Below are 18046 nucleotides of genomic sequence, written 5' to 3' on the forward strand. Positions count from 1 at the left end.
TTTAAGTGACGGAAACATGACGACAAATCCACACCTTGTGCGTCTCTTGCAGCGATTCCCCATCGCGGGCCATGGCGCGCAAATAACCGAGTCTGTGGTGTCCTTCCAGCAGGCAGTAGGGGCGGGGTAGGGGATGACCGTTCGGGTAGCTCGCTCCCTCCTCCGGCGCCAGCACGATGACAGGTTCCGGCCAGGTGCCTTCGCTCAGCATCTTCTCGCCGAGCCAGGAGCGACGCACATAGCGGTTGCTGCGCAGCATCTCGCCCCAGCGCTCGATCACCTCCATATGGCGGGAGTCCACCTGATCCACCAGTTGGGCGGTGGGCCAGCTTTCACAGGTGAACTGATGGCTGGCGAGATCGATAAAGCTCCAGTTGGACTCAAAACCGCGCCAATGGCGGTAAATCCACTGGGAGAGCACATTTTCAGGAATAAAGGGCACCAGTGGTGCGACCCGTTCAAGATAGGCGGGCAGGGACTCTGTTTTGCGTTCATCCCTGAAGTTGAGGGGCGCCAGTTGTTGGAGCAGTCGGTAATTGAGCATAAGTGGCCTCCCGGTACCTGATTTCACCCTACCCCCATTTATGTCCCATTCCTACCCCGGCAGGGCTGCAAATACAGCAAGTTATCCCGCTTTGCTGTACAAACAACCGCGACTTGTTCGGGATTTGTGCAATCGCATCGAAAGCGTAAAAAAAGCCTTTACCTTTGATCTCCACTTTGTATACTACGCCTCGTTTGTTGCAGGGGCGTAGTTCCAATTGGTAGAACAGCGGTCTCCAAAACCGATGGTTGCGGGTTCGAGTCCTGCCGCCCCTGCCATTTTCAGAAAGGCCAGCTCATTGAGCTGGCCTTTCGCATTTCCGGCGTTCGCCAATTTATCCCTCTCTCCTTTCTCTTCTCCTTCTTGCCGCTAGCCCTCGGTGACTGTGGCCACATTGATCTCGATGTCTGCCGCAAGAGCATTCAGTGTGCAGCAACCCGCTGTTTCAGGACGGTGACCAGCCGCTGGTGGCGGGCGGGGAGCGGCCACTCGGCGCGGTAGATCAGCCAGAGGGTGTCGATCACTTCAATGCTGCTCTGGATCACCCGGATCTTCTCCGGCTGGGCAAAGGCGGTGACGGCGAAGCGGGGCAGCACGGTAAAGCCGAGGCCGCGGGCGACCGGCTCCAGGATCAGGCCGATCTGGTTGGTAAAGCCGCGCAGGGGGAGCTCGTCAACGCGCTGGCCGGGGTAGCGTCGTCCCAACAGGCGTTGTGCCATGCTGCGGCCATCCGGGTGGTCGATAAAGCCGAGCTGACAGAGGTGCTGCCAGCTCGGCTCCTCGCCATCGTTGGGCACCACCAGACAGAGGGGTTCGCGGGCGAAGGGCTCGGCGGCGATGCTGGGGTGTTCCGGCGGCTGATCCACCAGTCCCAGATCGCTGCGCCCTGCCAGTACCGCCTGCACTATGTCGGGGGTGGGGGCGAAACGGTGCTGGATGGTGAGTCCGGGGTGCTCCTGTTGCTGGTCGAGCAGCAGGGGATAGAGCAGCAGACCGATGCTACCCGGGGTGGACAGGGTGATGGCGCCGCGGTGAGGATCGTCGTCCGAGAGGCGTGCCCGCAACTGTTCGGCGGCCTGCGCCTGTTGGCGGGCGAAGTCGAGCAGCACCAGCCCGCGCGGGGTGAGCTCCAGCTGACGGGGCTTGCGCAGCAGCAGGGTGCCAAATTCAGCCTCGAGACGCGAGATATGCTGACTGACGGCGGCCTGGGTGAGATCCAGCCGATCGGCGGCACGGGTAAAACTGCCGGTTTCATGCACCACCACCAGGGTGTGGAGCCAGAGTGGATTAACCATAAATTTAATTTATGCCTTCCATTAGTTTGACCTTATTTTTCATTATGGCTCTCCTTCCTATCATGTCACCTGTTTCCCACACACAATTTCAAGGTGACTTATGACTTACCCACGCAACTTCTCCCACATCGGCATCACGGTGACTGACCTCGACAAAGCGGTCGAATTCTATACCAAGGTGATGGGCTGGTATCTCATCATGCCGGCGACCACCATCACCGAGGATGACTCCGCCATCGGCGTGATGTGCAACGACGTGTTTGGCCCGGGTTGGGGCTCCTTCCGCATCGCCCACCTCTCCACCGGCGACAAGATCGGCATCGAGCTGTTCGAGTTTCCCAACAGCGAGCGCCGTGAGAACAACTTCGAATTCTGGAAGACCGGAGTGTTCCACTTCAGCGTGCAGGATCCGGATGTCGAGGGGCTGGCGGCGCGCATCGTCGCGGCGGGCGGCAAGCAGCGGATGCCGGTGCGCGAGTACTACCCGGGCGAGAAGCCCTACCGCATGGTCTACATGGAAGATCCCTTCGGCAATATCGTCGAGATCTACAGCCACAGCTATGAGCTGACCTACTCCGCCGGTGCATATCAGGGGTAAGTAACAGGCCGCCTTAGGGCGGCCTGCTGCTTTGTTGTTACAAGAGTCAGTAGCATGGAATAGCGATCTGGTTCACACGAATAGCGCGTTCTGTTGTTGATAGATGGGAAAATATACAGATTCACTAAAGTCTGTTCATATTGCGGCCGATAGCCTTTGATACATCAGGGTTTTCCCTGCCTGACACAACAACAAGGATTCGTCGTCATGACCCTCTCTCTGCGCGGCAAGCTGCTGGCCACCAGTCTTGGCGTAGTGCTGCTGATGGCATCACTGCTCGGCATCGTTGCCTTTCACACCCTAAAATCCCGCACCATGAGCGCCATCCAGAGCGAGGCGGTCAACTATGGCCACGCCTACTCGGTCGCCATCGGCGAATGGATGACAGATCGCAAGAACACCGTCCATGCGCTGGTCAACCTGATCAGCGATAACCCCCAAGCCGAGCTGGTGCCCCACCTGAAGCAGGCCTATACCTCCGGTGGGTTCGGGCTCACCTATTTTGGCTCCGCGCAGGGGGTGATGACCCGGCAGGATCCCTCCCTCAACACCGGCAACTATGACCCGCGCGAGCGCCCCTGGTATCAGGATGCGGTGAAGGCGGGGCAGCTGATCGTCACTGCCCCCTATGTCAGCGTCACTATGCAGAAGCTGGTGGTCACTCTCTCCGAGCCGGTACGCCATCAGGGCGAGCTGGTCGGTGCCGTGGGGGCCAACCTGGCGCTCGACAAGCTGATCGACGAAGTACTGGCGATGAAGGTGCAGGGTGAAGGCTATGCCATGCTGCTCGACAGCAGCGGCCTCATCGTCGGCCATCCGCAGAAGGATTTGGCGCTCAAGCCCATCGCCGAGCTGGCGCCGGGACTCTCGGCCGCCACCTTCCAGCAGTGGGGCCGCGAAAACAGCGAGCTGCACGCCGCCACTCTCGACGGGCGGGATGTGCTGCTGGCGGTACAACCGGTACCGGGCACCGACTGGCTGCTGGCCATGGTGATGTATCGCGATGTGCTGGAAGCGCCGCTCAGCAGCCTGCTGTGGGAGCTGGTGGGGCTGACCCTGGTGCTGATGCTGGTGTTCAGCGCCCTGCTCACCGCTACCTTCAAATACCTGTTCGCCGATCTCGGTCGGGTCGCGCACGCCCTGCACGACATTGCCCACGGCGAGGGGGATCTCACCGTTCACATCAACACCCACAGCAAGGATGAGGTGGGCCAGCTGGCCCAGAACTTCAACCAGTTCGTGGCGCGGCTGCATGGCATCGTCAGTCGGTTGCGGGATGTGACCATCGAGCTGGCGGCACAGTCTCGTGCCCAGGCGGCCGGGGCGCAGGCTCGCAGTCAGCGGGTACGCCAGCAGCAGGACGAGATCGTGATGGTGGCGACCGCGGTGACCGAGATGGCTTCCGCTACCCAGGAGATCGCCGGCAACGCCGAGTTTGCCGCCACCACCGCCACCGATGCGGTTGCACTGGCGGTCGCCGGTCAATCCCAGGTTGGCCAGAGTCAGCGCAGCATTACCGGTCTGGCGGACGAAGTGGCCGATGCCAGCCAGATCATCAATGAGCTCGACAGCCATGCCCAGAAGATCAGCGGCATTCTGGCGACCATCAGCGGCATCGCCGAGCAGACCAACCTGCTGGCGCTCAACGCCGCCATCGAGGCGGCCCGGGCCGGTGAGCAGGGACGCGGTTTTGCGGTAGTCGCGGACGAGGTGCGGGTGCTGTCGCGCCGTACCCACGACTCCACCGACGAGATCCAGCAGATGATCGAGACCCTGCAGCAGACCACTCGTCGCGCCGTGGGCGGCATGGAGACCAGCCGTCAGTTGGCGGGTACCAGCGTCGAGGATGCGGAAGCGGCCAACCAGAGCCTTGCCCGGATCAACGAGGCGATCGGCTCCATCAGCGACATGGCGACCCAGATCGCCGCAGCGGCCGAGGAGCAGACTTCGGTGACCGGCGAGATCAGCCGCAATACCGAGAATATCCGCCACGTCTCGCAAGAGCTGGCCGAGCAGGCGGGCGACGAGGCGGCGCAGGCGGCCGAACTCAAGTCGCTGACCGAGCGGCTGGAGCAGGAGATCGGGCGCTTCCGGCTCTGATCCTCAGGCCATCTTCCATGAAAAAGGGCAGCCCGCGGGCTGCCCTTTGTTATTGTCGCTGACCGTCAGGCGGCGCTCTCCAGTTGCGCCAGATGGAAAGCGCGCCAGTTGCCACTTGGGATCGTGCTGCACTACGTAGCGGTAGTGGTAGGCCTGCTGTTGGCCGACATAACGCCCCTGCGCCGGGTCGAAGATCTCCACCTCGATGAGCTGGCGCAGATATTCGCTCTGGGGATCATCCTCGCCGTGGAAGTTCTCCATCTCGTCGAGCGCCGCGATGGCGGCAGGGAAGTCGTCCAGCACAAACAGCTCGCCATAGACCCAGTCATCCCCCTGCAGCAGGGCGGGGTAGCCCTTGTGCTGCAGGTGATAAAGAGCGCCGCGCACCCGGGCGCGCCGGGGCGTCTGGCTCACGTGGTGAGCCAGATAGCGGCGGTAGTTGAACAGCCCGTCCATCAGGCTGCCGTAGACGAACAGCGGGCGTGGTTGGCAAAGGCTCATGAGATCTCGCCGCCCACGACTTTGATATCGCCATCCTGCTGCAGCACCACCGCCTCGATGGCCAGCGCCAGCGCGCGGGTAATCTCGCTCATGGCGAGGCAGGGCTGGTTCACCTTGTCCGCTACCTGCTCGGTGATGTAGGGAACGTGAATAAAGCCGCCGCGCACCGCCGGGAACTCTTTTTCAATCAGGTAGTGCAGCTGGTACATGATGTGGTTGCAGACGAAGGTGCCGGCAGTGTTGGAGAGCGCCGCCGGAATGCCGTTCTCCTTGATGCGCTGCACCATTCCCTTGAGGGGCAGACGGGAGAAGTAGGCCGGTGCGCCATCGGCCTGAATCACTTCATCGATGGGTTGCTGCTGCTCGTTGTCGGGGATACGGGCATCGTCGATGTTGATGGCGATGCGCTCCGGGGTAATGGCGAAGCGACCGCCCGCCTGTCCGACGTTGATCACCACGTCGGGCTGGTGCTGACGCATCAGCTCCGCCAGCAGGGTGGCTGACTTGCCAAAGACGGTGGGGATCTGCGCCTTGATCACGGTGGCGTCCAGAATGGTCTCTGGCAGGCGTTTGACCGCCTCCCATGCCGGGTTGATGGGCTCGCCGCCGAAGGGGTCAAAACCGGTAATCAGTACTTTCATCATCTTCTCCCGAATGGTCAGAATGCCCAGAAATACATGAGGGCGATATGGATCAGCACCAGCGTCAGCGCCATCGGTACCTGCACCTTGATCACCTTGTTGAGATCCTTCATCTCCAGCAGGGCGGCGGGCAGGGCGTTGAAGTTGGCGGCCATGGGGGTCATCAGGGTGCCGCAGAAGCCGGCGGTCATCGCCAGCGCACCGGCCACCACCGGGTCACCGCCCTGGGCGATGACGAAGGGGATGCCGATGCCGGCGGTGATGACCGTGAAGGCGGCATAGGCGTTGCCCATGATCATGGTGAAGACCATCATGCCGAGGCAGTAGGCCACCACCCCGACGAAGGGGCTGCCGACCGGCACTACGGTGGAGATGCCGTGGGAGATGACATCGCCGACGCCGGACTTGTTGAAGATCACCCCGAGCGCGGCCAGCAGTTGCGGCAGAATGCCGGTAATGCCGACCTGCTGGATCATCCGGTCGGAGTCACCCACTACGGTAGAGGGGGGGGCACGAGTCAGCAGTACCGTGATGACGAAGGCGATGACCGCCGCCAGACCGATACCGACCTGACCGCCAAGGGGGGTGAACTGGGCGATCACCACCGCCAGCACGGCCAGCAGGATGCAGGGGAGGAAGATCCGGTTGCCGATGCGGCTGGCGTGGCGCTGGGACTCCTCCTCGCTCGCCTGCTCCAGCTTGCCGATCTTCACCTGCTTGAGCAGGGTGATGACCCCCATGGCGAGGATCAGCACGCCATTGATGACATTGGGGATATAGCTGCCGAAGGCAAACAGTACACCCAGAATGGTCCAGAACAGGGCGGTACCGATTTTGGCCGGGTGGCTGGGGTCACGCAGGACGCGCCAGGCGCTGCTGAACAGGATGACGCCGATCAGCACATAAAAGAATTCGAGCATGTTGGGGATGAGGGTCGCCATTATTGTTGCCCCTCCTTGTCGCTGCTCACGGTATATGTCTTGGCCATCTGACGGTCAAACCACATATTGGAAATAGCCACCATCAGCAGGGCGATAATGGCGATCGGCATGGATGCCTTGGCAATATCGACGGCAGAGACGCTATATCCAAGAGATTCAAATGTGCCGACGATCAGCAATACCCCGGCTGAGGCGACGAAGGTATTCTGGGCAAAGAAGTTGCCGTAGTTTTCGGTGGCGGAAACCCGCGCCTTGATATATTCCTCGTCCTCTTCGCTTAATTTGCCGTGCACCTTGGTGGCGGCTGCCTGAGTCATGGGGTTGACCAGCGGACGAATAAATTGGGTGTGACCCTGAACCCGCACCGAGAAGAGACCGGCCAGTTCGCGGATAAACATATAGAGGGTCATGAACTTGCCCGGGGTGAGCTTCTTGATCCGTTCGATCAGGGTGACCGCCTGCTGTTTGAGGCCGTAGCGTTCACAGATGCCGATCATCGGCAGGGTCAGCAGAAACAGTGTCACCATGCGGTTGGAGACGAAGGCTTCCCCCAGCAGGGAGAGGCAATCGGTCATGGAGAGACCGGAGACCAGCGCCGTGGTGACGGCGGCCACCAGTACGACGGCCAGAGTGTCGAGTTTGAAATAAAATCCCAATAAAATAATAAGAATTCCGCTTAATTTAATAAATTCCAATTAATCACCTCGTTAAAGTGAATATTTATATGCATTTTGGGGTGGCCGAGCTGTTTATCATCTGGTTACTGCGATGGCAACAAAAAATCCCCAAAAAGGGATTCGATTGGTTTTCTATTGGGGGGTTTTGCCGGTTTATTGTTCGCTGGTAAATGGTGAGTCCTGCACCGTCCAGGCTATTTTTTGCCCCCTAATCAGTCATTCAGATTATTTTGGGGTGCCTGGCGACAATATTGGGCTGACAATATGATCGCTATTCTCTTCCGTTGGTGGGTGATGGGGATTGTTGCGCAATGTCTATCTGGCAACCGTCAGCGAATGGCTGGGTATGACTGTGGTTGTGCGGAGCTGGGGTGAGGAAAGTGAAAGGGAGAGGCGGAGAGAACCGGTGGCGACGGCATCGCCACCGGTGCTGTCTCAGGGGGTCTGCTTGACCCAAATCAGCTGGTCGGTGGCAAAGCCCAGCGACTTCGCTTTGGCGACCAGCGCATCCACTTTCGCCTTGGGCGGGTTGGGTGAGCGGGAGAGGATCCAGAGGTAGTCGTGGTTGTAGCTGGTCACCAGCGAGAGCTGGTAATCGGGGTCGAGGTCGATGACGTTGTAGCCGCCGTAGAAGGGGCCGAAGAAGCTCACCTTGAGCCGCGCCTCGTCCGGGTTGCCGACGAAGTAGGCCTTGCCCTCCGCCTCACGCCAGCTGCCATCGCTCTGCTTGCCGCGGTTGAGCACCTTGACGCCGCCGTCATCGCGCAGGCTGTAGGTGGCGCTCACCTGCTCCAGCCCCCGTTCGAAGCTGTGGTCGAGGCGGGCGATTTCGTACCAGGTGCCAAGATAACGATCGAGCTGGAAGCCGGTAACGGGGCGGATGCCATCGGCAATCCCGGTACAGGCCGTCAGCAGCAAAGCGGTGAACAGGCAAAGCAGTGAACGCATAAGTAATCCCTCTTTTGTTATCCCTCGATGATGCGCAGCTGGCCATCCCGAAAGCGGGAGGCCTGATCCGTCGGCGTGCTGCCGAAGAAGCGCTTGTACTCCCGACTGAACTGGGAGTTGCTCTCGTAACCGACTCTGGCCGCCGCGGTGCCCGCCTTGATGCCGTCGTGCAGCATCATCATCCGCGCCTTGTGCAGGCGAAACGACTTGATGTACTGCAGCGGCGAGGTAGCAGTGACCGCCTTGAAGTGGTGGTGAAAGGCGGAGACGCTCATGTTCACCTCCCGCGCCAGCTCCTCCATGGTGAGGTTGTCGGCATAACGGGACTCTATCATACGCAGCACCCGGGCGATCTGGCCCACATGGTTGTGGCGATTGGCGAGCGCCTGCAGCGCCGGGCCACCCCCCTCGGTGAGGGCGTGGAACAGCATCTCGCGCACCGTTTGCGGCCCCAGCACCCTGGCGTGCAGCGGGTTGTCCATCAGCTCGATCAGTCGCTCGGCAGCGCAGAACATGGTTTCCGACAGGGGGACCGAGTGGACACCGCTCTTTTGTGGCGCGGGGGCGGGCAAGGCATCGCCCAGCTCCAGCAGCAGCTCTTGCAGGGTGACCAGATCGATCTCGATGGTAAAACCGATAAGCGGCTGCTCGGGGGAGGCGAAGCACTCGCACTCGCAGGGCAGCGGCAGGGTCATTAGCAGATAGTGGTTGGGGTCGTAGCGAAACACCTGATCCGCCAGATAACCCACCTTGTGCCCCTGCAGGATAACGATCATCCGCGGTTGGTAGAGCACCGGGGTGCGGCCATGGTGCTCGGTGGTATAGATGAGGTTGACCTGTTTCACCGGTGATGGGGTGATGCCGGGGGCGGTGACGTGGCGGGTCAATCTGGTTGCGAGGTCGCTGTAACGGTTTTGCATGGGCACTCTTTGATTCGACAGTTCCGGTTTTCGCTGCTTTGTAGAAATAGGCAAGAATAAAGCAGGATGTTGTCTTGATGGTAGGGTGGTTCTGGAGAAAAATGCAATCATGATTTCGCGGCCAGGCCGCCCTGACTATCAGAAGAAGGCAATGTCGATGAACAACTTTACTCTCCATACCCCGACCAAAATCCTGTTCGGCCAAGGGCAGATCGCCCAGCTGCGCGAGCAGCTTCCGAGCGATGCCCGCGTCATGATCACCTACGGTGGTGGCAGCGTGGTACGCAGCGGCTTGCTGGAGCAGATCCGTAACGAGCTGGCTGGCATGACCCTGTTTGAATTTGGCGGCATCGAACCGAACCCGGCCTACGAGACCCTGATGGGGGCCGTGGAGCTGGCCCGTGCCGAGCGGGTCGACTTCCTGCTCGCCGTTGGCGGTGGCTCCGTGCTCGATGGCACCAAGTTTATCGCCGCTGCCGCGCACTACGAGCTGGCCAAGGATCCCTGGCACATTCTCGAGACCGTCGGCAGCGAAGTGCGTTCCGCCATCCCGCTTGGTTCCGTGCTGACCCTGCCGGCGACCGGTTCCGAAATGAACATGGGCGCCGTCATCACCCGTCGCAGCAGTGGCGACAAGGTGCATTTCTTCTCGCCGTTCGTGATGCCGCGCTTCGCCGTGCTGGATCCGGTGCTCACCTACACCCTGCCCGAGCGTCAGGTGGCGAACGGGGTAGTGGATGCTTTCGTCCACATAGTGGAGCAGTACCTCACCTATCCGGTCAATGCCAAGGTGCAGGATCGCTTCGCTGAAGGCTTGCTGCTGACCTTGATCGAAGAGGGCCCCAAGGCGCTGGCCGAACCGCACAACTATGAGGTGCGCGCCAACATAATGTGGAGTGCCACCATGGCGCTGAACGGTCTGATCGGTGCCGGTGTGCCGCAGGACTGGGCCACTCACATGTTGGGTCACGAACTGACCGCCCTGCATGGCCTCGACCACGCCCAGACTCTGGCGGTGGTGCTGCCTGCCCTGCTGCAGGCCAAGCGCAAACAGAAACATGCCAAGCTGCTGCAATACGCAGAGCGGGTGTGGGGTCTGAACAGCGGCAGCGAAGCGGAGCGCATCGATGATGCCATCGCCGCGACCCGCGACTTCTTCGAGCGGATGGGGGTCAAGACCCGACTGCGCGACTACGGTCTGAAAGATCTCGGTATCGACACCCTGATCGGCAAGCTGGGTGAGCACGGCATGAGCCGTCTGGGCGAGCACAGCGACATCGATCTGGTGCAGAGTCAGCATATTTATGAAGCGGCCTGGTAAGGTCCGCCAATCGGTGCCAAACGGGCGAAACGATTGAATTGCCGGGGCCCTCTCCCGCCATCTGGCGGCTGAGCGGCCCCGCTTTTGTTGGGAAAATGTTACTTTTCGGCGTTTCGCTGCGAGAAGTGAGACGAAAGCGGATTTCGTAAGAACAAAAAACGCTAAGATAGAGGGCCGGTAAAACATTTTTTTTGACTGGTTGGATCACTTTTTTCAGCCGTTTTTACTGGTATAAGCCTCTAATTTGGTTTGTTTTTTTTAATCGTAGCCAGGGATGGGCTGAATTCTGTACGAGTGCCGTCGGGACTGCGGTTGTAATAAAACTCCAAAATTTGATACTAATCACCTTCGCGCCTGAAAAGCGGGGGCCTGACCATGACAGGAGGTTGAGGTAAAGCCTACTGATTTTCATAACAAAGAGCCCTGGACCTGCACTTTGGTCATGTCTTGTTTCGTCAGAAGTGAGACACTGGGCAGCGATTGTTTATTAACCATCAGGGAATAGTCATGCAGATTGGAATACCGAGAGAGAGTCTCGCCGGTGAGACCCGGGTCGCAGCGACCCCGGCTACCGTCGAGCAGCTGAAAAAGCTCGGCTTCGAGGTCGCCATCGAGACCGGCGCAGGCCTGTCGGCCAGCTTCGATGATGCCGCCTTCGAGGCTGCCGGTGCCAGCGTGGTGCCGAATGTCTGGCAAGCCGACCTTATCTTCAAGGTCAATGCGCCGACCGATGCCGAGATCGCACAAATTAAAGATGGCGCCACTCTGGTGAGCTTCATCTGGCCTGCCCAGAACCCTGAGCTGGTCAAGAAGCTGTCCGAGCGCAACATCAATGTGATGGCGATGGATATGGTGCCGCGGATCTCCCGTGCCCAGTCCCTCGATGCCCTCTCCTCCATGGCCAACATCGGTGGCTATCGCGCCGTGGTTGAAGCTGCGCACCAGTTCGGTCGCTTCTTCACCGGTCAAATCACCGCAGCCGGTAAAGTGCCGCCTGCCAAGGTACTGGTGATCGGTGCCGGTGTTGCCGGTCTGGCTGCCATCGGTACTGCCGGTTCTCTCGGCGCCATCGTGCGTGCATTCGACACCCGTCTGGAAGTGGCCGAGCAGATCGAATCCATGGGTGGGGAATTCCTCAAGCTGGACTTCGGTGGCGAAGACGGCGCATCCAGCGATGGTTACGCCAAAGTGATGTCCGATGAGTTCATCAAGGCCGAGATGGAGCTGTTCGCCCAGCAGGCCAAAGAGGTGGACATCATCATCACCACCGCTCTGATCCCGGGCAAGCCGGCTCCCAAGCTGATCACCAAAGAGATGGTCGACAGCATGAAGCCGGGCTCCGTCATCGTGGACATGGCCGCTCAGGCTGGCGGCAACTGTGAATACACAGTGCCGGGTGAGCTGCATGTCACCGACAACGGCGTCAAGGTGATCGGTTACACCGATCTGCCGGGCCGTCTGCCTGCCCAATCCTCCCAGCTCTACGGTACCAACCTGGTCAACCTGATGAAGCTGATGTGCAAGGAGAAGGACGGCAACGTTGCCATCGACTTCGAAGACGTGGTTCAGCGCAACATGACGGTGATCCAGGCCGGTGAAGTGACCTTCCCGCCGCCCGCCATCTCCGTCTCTGCCGCCCCGCAGAAACCGGCCGCCGCCAAACCGGCCGCCAAGAAGGAAGAGGCCAAGCCTTCCAACAAGAAGTTCGTGTTCGGTGCCCTCGGCATCGCCGCCTTCGGCTGGATCGCCTCCGTTGCCCCGGCAGCCTTCCTCTCCCACTTCACCGTATTCATCCTGGCCTGTGTGGTCGGTTACTACGTGGTGTGGAACGTCTCTCACGCCCTGCACACGCCGCTGATGTCGGTCACCAATGCCATCTCCGGCATTATCGTGGTCGGTGCCCTGCTGCAGATCGGGCAAGGGTCGACCCTGGTCACCGCGCTGGCGTTCATCGCCGTGCTGATTGCCAGTATCAACATCTTCGGCGGTTTCACCGTCACTCAGCGCATGCTGAAGATGTTCCGTAAGGATTAAGGGGGTTTAACGTGTCTCAAGGACTGGTAACAGCATCCTATATCGTTGCCGCCGTGCTCTTCATCCTCAGTCTCGCGGGACTGTCGAAGCAAGAAACGGCCAAGCATGGCAACCTGTTCGGTATCGCGGGTATGGCTATCGCCCTGCTCGCCACCGTATTCAACCCGGAGACCAGTGGCGTTCACTGGATCATTCTGGCCATGGTGATCGGCGGTGCCATCGGCGTGCGTCTGGCGCTCAAGGTCGAAATGACCGAGATGCCCGAGCTGGTGGCCGTGCTGCACAGCTTCGTGGGTATGGCGGCAGTGCTGGTGGGCTTCAACAGCTTCATCGATCTGCACCCCTCTGCACCTGCTGAGGTGGTCGTCTCCGTCGGTTCCAATCTGGATGCCACCCTGGCAGCCGCCCGTGCGGCGTTCGAGCAGGCCAACAGCGTTGCTCAGGTCGAGCACCTGACCGGCGCCATGCTGAACATCCATCTGGTCGAGATCTTCCTGGGCGTCTTCATCGGTGCCGTAACCTTTACCGGTTCCGTGGTTGCCTTCGGCAAACTGCGCGGTCTGATCTCCTCCAAGCCGCTGATGCTGCCGCACCGCCACAAGCTGAACCTGCTGGCCGTGGTCGCCTCTTTGGCCCTGATGGTCTACTTCGTCAACGCCGGTGGCTCCACCTTCGCTCTGCTGGTGATGACCCTGATCGCCTTCGCCTTCGGCTGGCATCTGGTTGCCTCCATCGGTGGTGCCGACATGCCGGTCGTGGTCTCCATGCTGAACTCCTACTCCGGTTGGGCAGCAGCAGCGGCGGGCTTCATGCTCTCCAATGACCTGCTGATCGTCACCGGTGCGCTGGTGGGTTCCTCCGGTGCCATCCTCTCTTACATCATGTGCAAGGCGATGAACCGCTCCTTCATCTCCGTGATCGCCGGTGGCTTCGGCTCCGATGGCGTGGCCTCCACGGCTGATCAGGAGATGGGCGAATACCGCGAAACCAGCGCCGAGGAAGTGGCTGACCTGCTGAAGAACTCCAGCTCCGTCATCATCACCCCGGGCTACGGTATGGCGGTGGCACAGGCTCAGTATCCGGTTGCCGAGATCACCCAGAAGCTGCGTGACCGCGGCGTCAAGGTGCGCTTCGGTATCCACCCGGTCGCCGGTCGTCTGCCTGGCCACATGAACGTGCTGCTGGCGGAAGCGAAAGTCCCGTATGACATCGTGCTGGAAATGGACGAGATCAACGAGGACTTCGCCGATACCGACACCGTGCTGGTGATCGGTGCCAACGACACCGTCAACCCGGCCGCGATGGAAGATCCGGGCAGCCCGATCGCCGGTATGCCGGTGCTGGAAGTGTGGAAAGCGCAGAATGTCATCGGCTTCAAGCGCTCCATGAACACTGGCTACGCCGGTGTCCAGAACCCGCTGTTCTTCAAGGAAAATACCCAGATGCTGTTTGGCGATGCCAAGGCCAGCGTCGAGGCAATCCTGAAAGCACTGTAAGTGCCATTCAGAGAGTGGATATCAAGGAGGCTTCGGCCTCCTTTTTTATTGCCCATCCCTTGTATATCCTCAATCCATACGGACCATGAGGGATCTCCATGATGTGGTGTCAGGGTTGGCGAAGGATCGGGTGGTACGGCTGGCTGCTGGCATCTCTTCTCGTCGGTGGCATGGCTATGGCTCATGACAAGCCGACCCTGACCATATTGACAGAACTGTGGCCCCCCTATGTGATGCACAGCGACAAGGGGGAGCTGGTGGGCGCAGATCTCGAGCTGGCTCGCACCGTGCTGCAGCAGCTCGGCTATCGCACCGAGGTGAAGGTGCTGCCATGGAAGCGGGTGTTGCAACAGGCCCGCCTCGGGCAGGGGGATGCGGTACTCGACGTCTTCTATAACAAGGATCGCCAAGAGTGGCTCCACTATCCCGAAGAGCCGCTCTCTCGTAGTGGCGAAGTGCTCTTCTATCCGGTGGATCGTCCGGTGAAATTCGAGCAATTATCCGACCTCAAGGGGTTGCGGATCGGCATTCAGGCCGACTATGCCTACAGCCCCGATTTTCTGGCCGATGAAGGGGTGATCAGGGTCGCCATGACGGGCGATGGCAAGATGGTCAAGCAGTTGCATCTGATGATGGCCGGCCGACTGGATGGTGTCGTGCTCAATGAACAAGTTGGTCGTTATCTGCTGCGTACCCAGGGGCTGCAGGATCAGGTGTTCAATGGTCGCCGCCTGCTGACCGACGATAACCGCAACTTTCTCGGATTTACCCACAAGCCCGGCCATGACCAGTTGGCGAGGCGCTTCTCGGCCGCCTTGAAACAGTTCAAGCAGACCCCGGCCTACCAGCAGCTGCTGGCCCGCTATCATCTCTAGGTGACTCCATCGTCTGTGCGTTGCATCACAAATTGTCGCGCTTTGTTAAAAGACGGGCATAATGGCGCTAAAAAAGCGATGTTGCGCAACTTAATTTGATTTTATTGATATTAGAATCAAATTAAGTTGATTTGCATGGGGCAGTCATCAGACGGCCACCTCTCTCGCGACGCCTTGGCGACGCGCTCCTGCTTGATGTTGATCCCGTGTCACCCTTTTTTGCCATGCTGTTGCCTGTGGCGATGACAGGCATTGCGCCACCAAGATGAGAATGCACAGATGAAACCACAATGGACCGACTTTATTACCCTGCTCAAGCGTGAAGTGGTGCCGGCACTGGGCTGTACCGAGCCGATGTCGGTGGCGCTGGCAGCGGCCAACTGCCGCAAGCTGCTGGGGGAGACCCCGACCCGCATCAGCGTCTGGGTCAGTGGCAATCTGTTCAAGAACGGCATGGGGGTCGGGGTGCCGGGTACCGGCATGATCGGTCTGCCGGTGGCCGCTGCGGTCGGCATCACCGGCGGCAATCCCGATGCCGGGCTGGAGGTGCTCAAGACCCTCACACCAGAACAGGTGGAAGCGGCCAAGGCATTGCTGCCGGTCATCAAGGTGGATGTGAAGGATGTGCCTGACGTGCTCTACGCCGAGGTGCTGGCCGAAGTGGAGGGCCATAGCGCCCGGGTGGTGATCTGTACCGACCACACCCGCATCATCCTGATGGAGAAGGATGGCGAGGTTCTGATGGAGCAGGCCAGTGCCCCCGGCGTGCAGATCCAGCCAGCCAAATCCGCCAAACCGGCCATGACCCTGCGGGAGATCGTCGATTTTGCATTGGAAGTGCCGCTGGCGGAGATCGACTTTATCCGCGAGGCCGCCACCATGAATCAGGCGCTGGCGGACGAAGGGTTGCAGGGTTACGGCCTGAAGATCGGCAAGATCCTCACCGAGCAGGTGGAGCGCAAGCTGCTCTCCGATGACCTGATGACCCTGGCGATGCGCCTCTCCTCCGCTGCCTCCGATGCGCGGATGGATGGTGCCATGCTGCCCGCCATGTCCAACTCCGGTTCCGGCAATCAGGGCATTGCCGCCACCATGCCTGTGGTCGCGGCTGCCCGCTTCCTCAAGGCGAGCGACGAGCAGCTGACCCGGGCACTGGTGATGAGCCATCTGGTGGCCATCTACATCAAGACCTATCAGAACAAGCTGTCGGCCCTCTGTGCCGCCAGTACCGCCGCCATGGGGGCCGGTGCCGCCATCACCTGGCTGCTGGGCGGCCAGTATCAGCAGATCAGCCACTGCATCAACAACATGATTGGCGATGTCTCCGGCATCATCTGTGACGGCGCCGGCAGCGCCTGCTCCATGAAGGTCTCTACCTCCACCTCGGCGGCGGTGAAATCCTCCCTGATGGCCATCAACAATCTGCATGTCCCCCAGAGCGAGGGGATCGTCTCCGACGATGTGGACCAGACCATCGCCAATCTGGGCCGCCTCTCCAAAGAGGGGATGCTGGATACCGACATCGAAATCATCAACATCATGCGAGCGAAACAGCAGAAGCAGTGAATCTGTGACAAGGGGGCGATAGACCCCCTTGTTCTTGTCACGACGGCGCAGACCGTCTGACACGGTTGCCAGGGCAAGCATGGCGCTTGCTCTTGTTTCTCGGGCGCAAGCCCGCTTTTTGGGGAGTCATACCATGACATTTAGCGTTATCGGCAATCTGGCCATCGCCGCCATCTTGCTGTTCTTTCTCTACCGGTTACAGGAAAAACATGTGAGCTTCACCCGCCGGGTATTTGCCGGTCTGGGGCTCGGTATTCTGTTCGGCGCCGCGTTGCAACTGCTTTACGGTGCAGGTTCGCCCGTCATTGTTCAGACCATCGACTATCTGGATATCGTGGGTAGCGGCTATGTGAAGCTGCTGCAGATGATCATCATCCCGCTGATCATGGTCTCCATCATCAGCGCTATCTTGAAGCTCAATGGCGGCACTGCGCTGGGCAAGATCAGCGCCATGACCATAGGCGTGCTGATCTTCACCACCGCCATCGCCGCCGGGGCGGGCATCCTGATGTCCAACCTGTTTGGCCTGACCGCTGAAGGGCTCACCTCCGGGGCCGCCGAAAGCGCCCGGGGCGCCGCGCTGCAGACCACCCTCGGCAGCGTCGAGAGCATGTCGTTTGCCAAGATGATGCTGGAGTTCATTCCCGCCAACCCCTTCCTAGACATGACTGGCGCGCGCAAGACCTCCACCATCGCCGTGGTGATCTTCTCCATCTTCATCGGCCTCTCCGCCACCGGCATCGCCCGCAAGAAGCCGGAGATCTTCGCCAGCTTCAGCCACTTCGTGGCCGTGGCGCATGCCATCGTAATGCGAATGGTGACTCTGGTGCTGCGCCTGACCCCGTTCGGCGTGCTGGCGCTGATGACCAAGGTGGTCTCCGGCTCCAACTATGCGGATATTCTTAACCTGCTCAGCTTTGTGATGGCCTCTTACGGCGCCATCGCCATCATGTTTGTCGTGCACCTGCTGCTGGTGAGCATGGTCGGCATCAACCCGCTGCGCTTCCTCAAGAAGATCACGCCGGTGCTGGCGTTTGCCTTCACCTCGCGCACCAGTGCGGGCTCCATCCCGATGAACGTGCAGACCCAGACCAAATCGCTGGGTATTCCTGAGGGGATCGCCAACTTCGCCGCCTCCTTTGGTTCCACCATCGGCCAGAACGGCTGTGCCGGTATCTATCCGGCCATGCTGGCCGTGATGATTGCCCCGACCGTCGGGGTCAACCCGATGGATCCCGGCTTTATCATGACCCTGATCGCCATCATCACCGTCAGCTCCTTCGGGGTGGCCGGCATTGGCGGCGGCGCCACCTTTGCCGCGCTGATTGTGCTCTCCGCGCTGGACTTCCCGGTGGCGCTGGCCGGTCTGCTCATCTCCATCGAGCCGCTGATCGACATGGGCCGTACCGCGCTCAACGTTTCCGGCTCCATCACCGCAGGGACGGTCACCAGCCGCCTGATGGGCGAGACCGACATGCATGTGTTCAACAGCGATCATGAAGTGAGTCTGGACGGCGAAGAGTCCACCGTCTGATTTGCTGTCGGTTGATCTGCCCGTGGAAAGGGGCAACTCTTTCCCGTCATAGACC

16 protein-coding genes and 1 tRNA gene are annotated in these 18046 nt (G+C 60.2%); 9 read left to right on the plus strand and 8 right to left on the minus strand.

Annotated features, from left to right (window positions below; all coding sequences use genetic code 11):
* Position 1: 1 nt before the first annotated feature.
* On the minus strand, positions 2 to 544 hold the full coding sequence (locus G5306_RS11620) for a hypothetical protein (RefSeq protein WP_421172629.1): 543 nt from the start codon (positions 542 to 544) through the stop codon (positions 2 to 4).
* Positions 545 to 745: 201 nt separating this feature from the next.
* On the opposite strand from G5306_RS11620, the gene G5306_RS11625 reads away from it, so the two are divergent.
* A tRNA-Trp gene (locus G5306_RS11625) sits at positions 746 to 822 on the plus strand.
* Positions 823 to 966: 144 nt separating this feature from the next.
* Here G5306_RS11625 and G5306_RS11630 read toward each other — a convergent pair.
* Positions 967 to 1839, minus strand: a complete 873-nt coding sequence (locus G5306_RS11630; RefSeq protein ID WP_227341770.1) for a LysR family transcriptional regulator — start codon at positions 1837 to 1839, stop codon at positions 967 to 969.
* A gap of 100 nt (positions 1840 to 1939) precedes the next feature.
* On the opposite strand from G5306_RS11630, the gene G5306_RS11635 reads away from it, so the two are divergent.
* Together G5306_RS11635 and G5306_RS11640 are read left to right on the plus strand one after the other, a co-directional pair.
* Entirely contained in the window at positions 1940 to 2437 is a 498-nt protein-coding gene (locus G5306_RS11635; RefSeq protein WP_005339743.1) for a lactoylglutathione lyase family protein, read from the plus strand.
* Positions 2438 to 2644: 207 nt separating this feature from the next.
* Positions 2645 to 4537: a methyl-accepting chemotaxis protein gene (locus G5306_RS11640; RefSeq protein ID WP_421312899.1), complete on the plus strand. Its 1893-nt coding sequence runs from the start codon at positions 2645 to 2647 to the stop codon at positions 4535 to 4537.
* A 3-nt stretch (positions 4538 to 4540) separates the two neighbouring features.
* Here the strand turns inward: G5306_RS11640 and G5306_RS11645 are convergent, their stop codons facing one another.
* The 6 genes from G5306_RS11645 to G5306_RS11670 all read right to left on the minus strand — a co-directional run bounded on the left by G5306_RS11645 (position 4541) and on the right by G5306_RS11670 (position 9165).
* A complete protein-coding gene (locus G5306_RS11645) occupies positions 4541 to 5038 on the minus strand; it encodes a gamma-glutamylcyclotransferase family protein (protein ID WP_421312900.1) in 498 nt (165 codons plus the stop codon).
* Positions 5035 to 5682: a pyroglutamyl-peptidase I gene (gene pcp, locus G5306_RS11650; protein ID WP_421223002.1), complete on the minus strand. Its 648-nt coding sequence runs from the start codon at positions 5680 to 5682 to the stop codon at positions 5035 to 5037. The genes G5306_RS11645 and pcp overlap by 4 nt, the downstream gene beginning before the upstream one ends.
* Positions 5683 to 5696: 14 nt before the next feature.
* A complete protein-coding gene (locus tag G5306_RS11655) occupies positions 5697 to 6620 on the minus strand; it encodes a DUF979 domain-containing protein (RefSeq protein WP_421312901.1) in 924 nt (307 codons plus the stop codon).
* Positions 6620 to 7315 (minus strand): DUF969 domain-containing protein, encoded by a 696-nt coding sequence (locus G5306_RS11660; RefSeq protein ID WP_005341931.1) that lies wholly within the window; start codon positions 7313 to 7315, stop codon positions 6620 to 6622. Before G5306_RS11660 ends, G5306_RS11655 begins: the two co-directional genes overlap by 1 nt.
* Before the next feature lie 417 nt (positions 7316 to 7732).
* Positions 7733 to 8245, minus strand: a complete 513-nt coding sequence (locus G5306_RS11665) for a lipocalin family protein (RefSeq protein WP_005356301.1) — start codon at positions 8243 to 8245, stop codon at positions 7733 to 7735.
* 17 nt (positions 8246 to 8262) lie between these two features.
* A complete protein-coding gene (locus tag G5306_RS11670; protein ID WP_005339751.1) occupies positions 8263 to 9165 on the minus strand; it encodes an AraC family transcriptional regulator in 903 nt (300 codons plus the stop codon).
* 157 nt (positions 9166 to 9322) lie between these two features.
* On the opposite strand from G5306_RS11670, the gene yqhD reads away from it, so the two are divergent.
* The 6 genes from yqhD (at position 9323) to G5306_RS11700 (ending at position 17991) form a co-directional block, all read left to right on the plus strand.
* A complete protein-coding gene (yqhD, locus tag G5306_RS11675) occupies positions 9323 to 10486 on the plus strand; it encodes an alcohol dehydrogenase (RefSeq protein ID WP_421312902.1) in 1164 nt (387 codons plus the stop codon).
* Between the two features lie 507 nt (positions 10487 to 10993).
* Complete coding sequence (pntA, locus tag G5306_RS11680) at positions 10994 to 12520, plus strand: Re/Si-specific NAD(P)(+) transhydrogenase subunit alpha (RefSeq protein ID WP_019446577.1); 1527 nt, start codon at positions 10994 to 10996, stop codon at positions 12518 to 12520.
* 11 nt (positions 12521 to 12531) lie between these two features.
* A complete protein-coding gene (gene pntB / locus G5306_RS11685) occupies positions 12532 to 14016 on the plus strand; it encodes a Re/Si-specific NAD(P)(+) transhydrogenase subunit beta (protein ID WP_069526987.1) in 1485 nt (494 codons plus the stop codon).
* Positions 14017 to 14114: 98 nt separating this feature from the next.
* Positions 14115 to 14891 (plus strand): substrate-binding periplasmic protein, encoded by a 777-nt coding sequence (locus tag G5306_RS11690; protein ID WP_047440371.1) that lies wholly within the window; start codon positions 14115 to 14117, stop codon positions 14889 to 14891.
* 279 nt (positions 14892 to 15170) lie between these two features.
* Complete coding sequence (locus tag G5306_RS11695) at positions 15171 to 16457, plus strand: serine dehydratase subunit alpha family protein (protein ID WP_167557412.1); 1287 nt, start codon at positions 15171 to 15173, stop codon at positions 16455 to 16457.
* Positions 16458 to 16590: 133 nt separating this feature from the next.
* Positions 16591 to 17991 carry an L-cystine transporter gene (locus G5306_RS11700; protein ID WP_005341918.1) on the plus strand — a complete coding sequence of 467 codons (1401 nt, stop codon included), beginning with the start codon at positions 16591 to 16593 and terminating at the stop codon, positions 17989 to 17991.
* Positions 17992 to 18046: the final 55 nt, after the last annotated feature.

The organism is Aeromonas sp. 603404 (genome assembly GCF_049171775.1).
Lineage (GTDB): Bacteria > Pseudomonadota > Gammaproteobacteria > Enterobacterales > Aeromonadaceae > Aeromonas > Aeromonas veronii_A.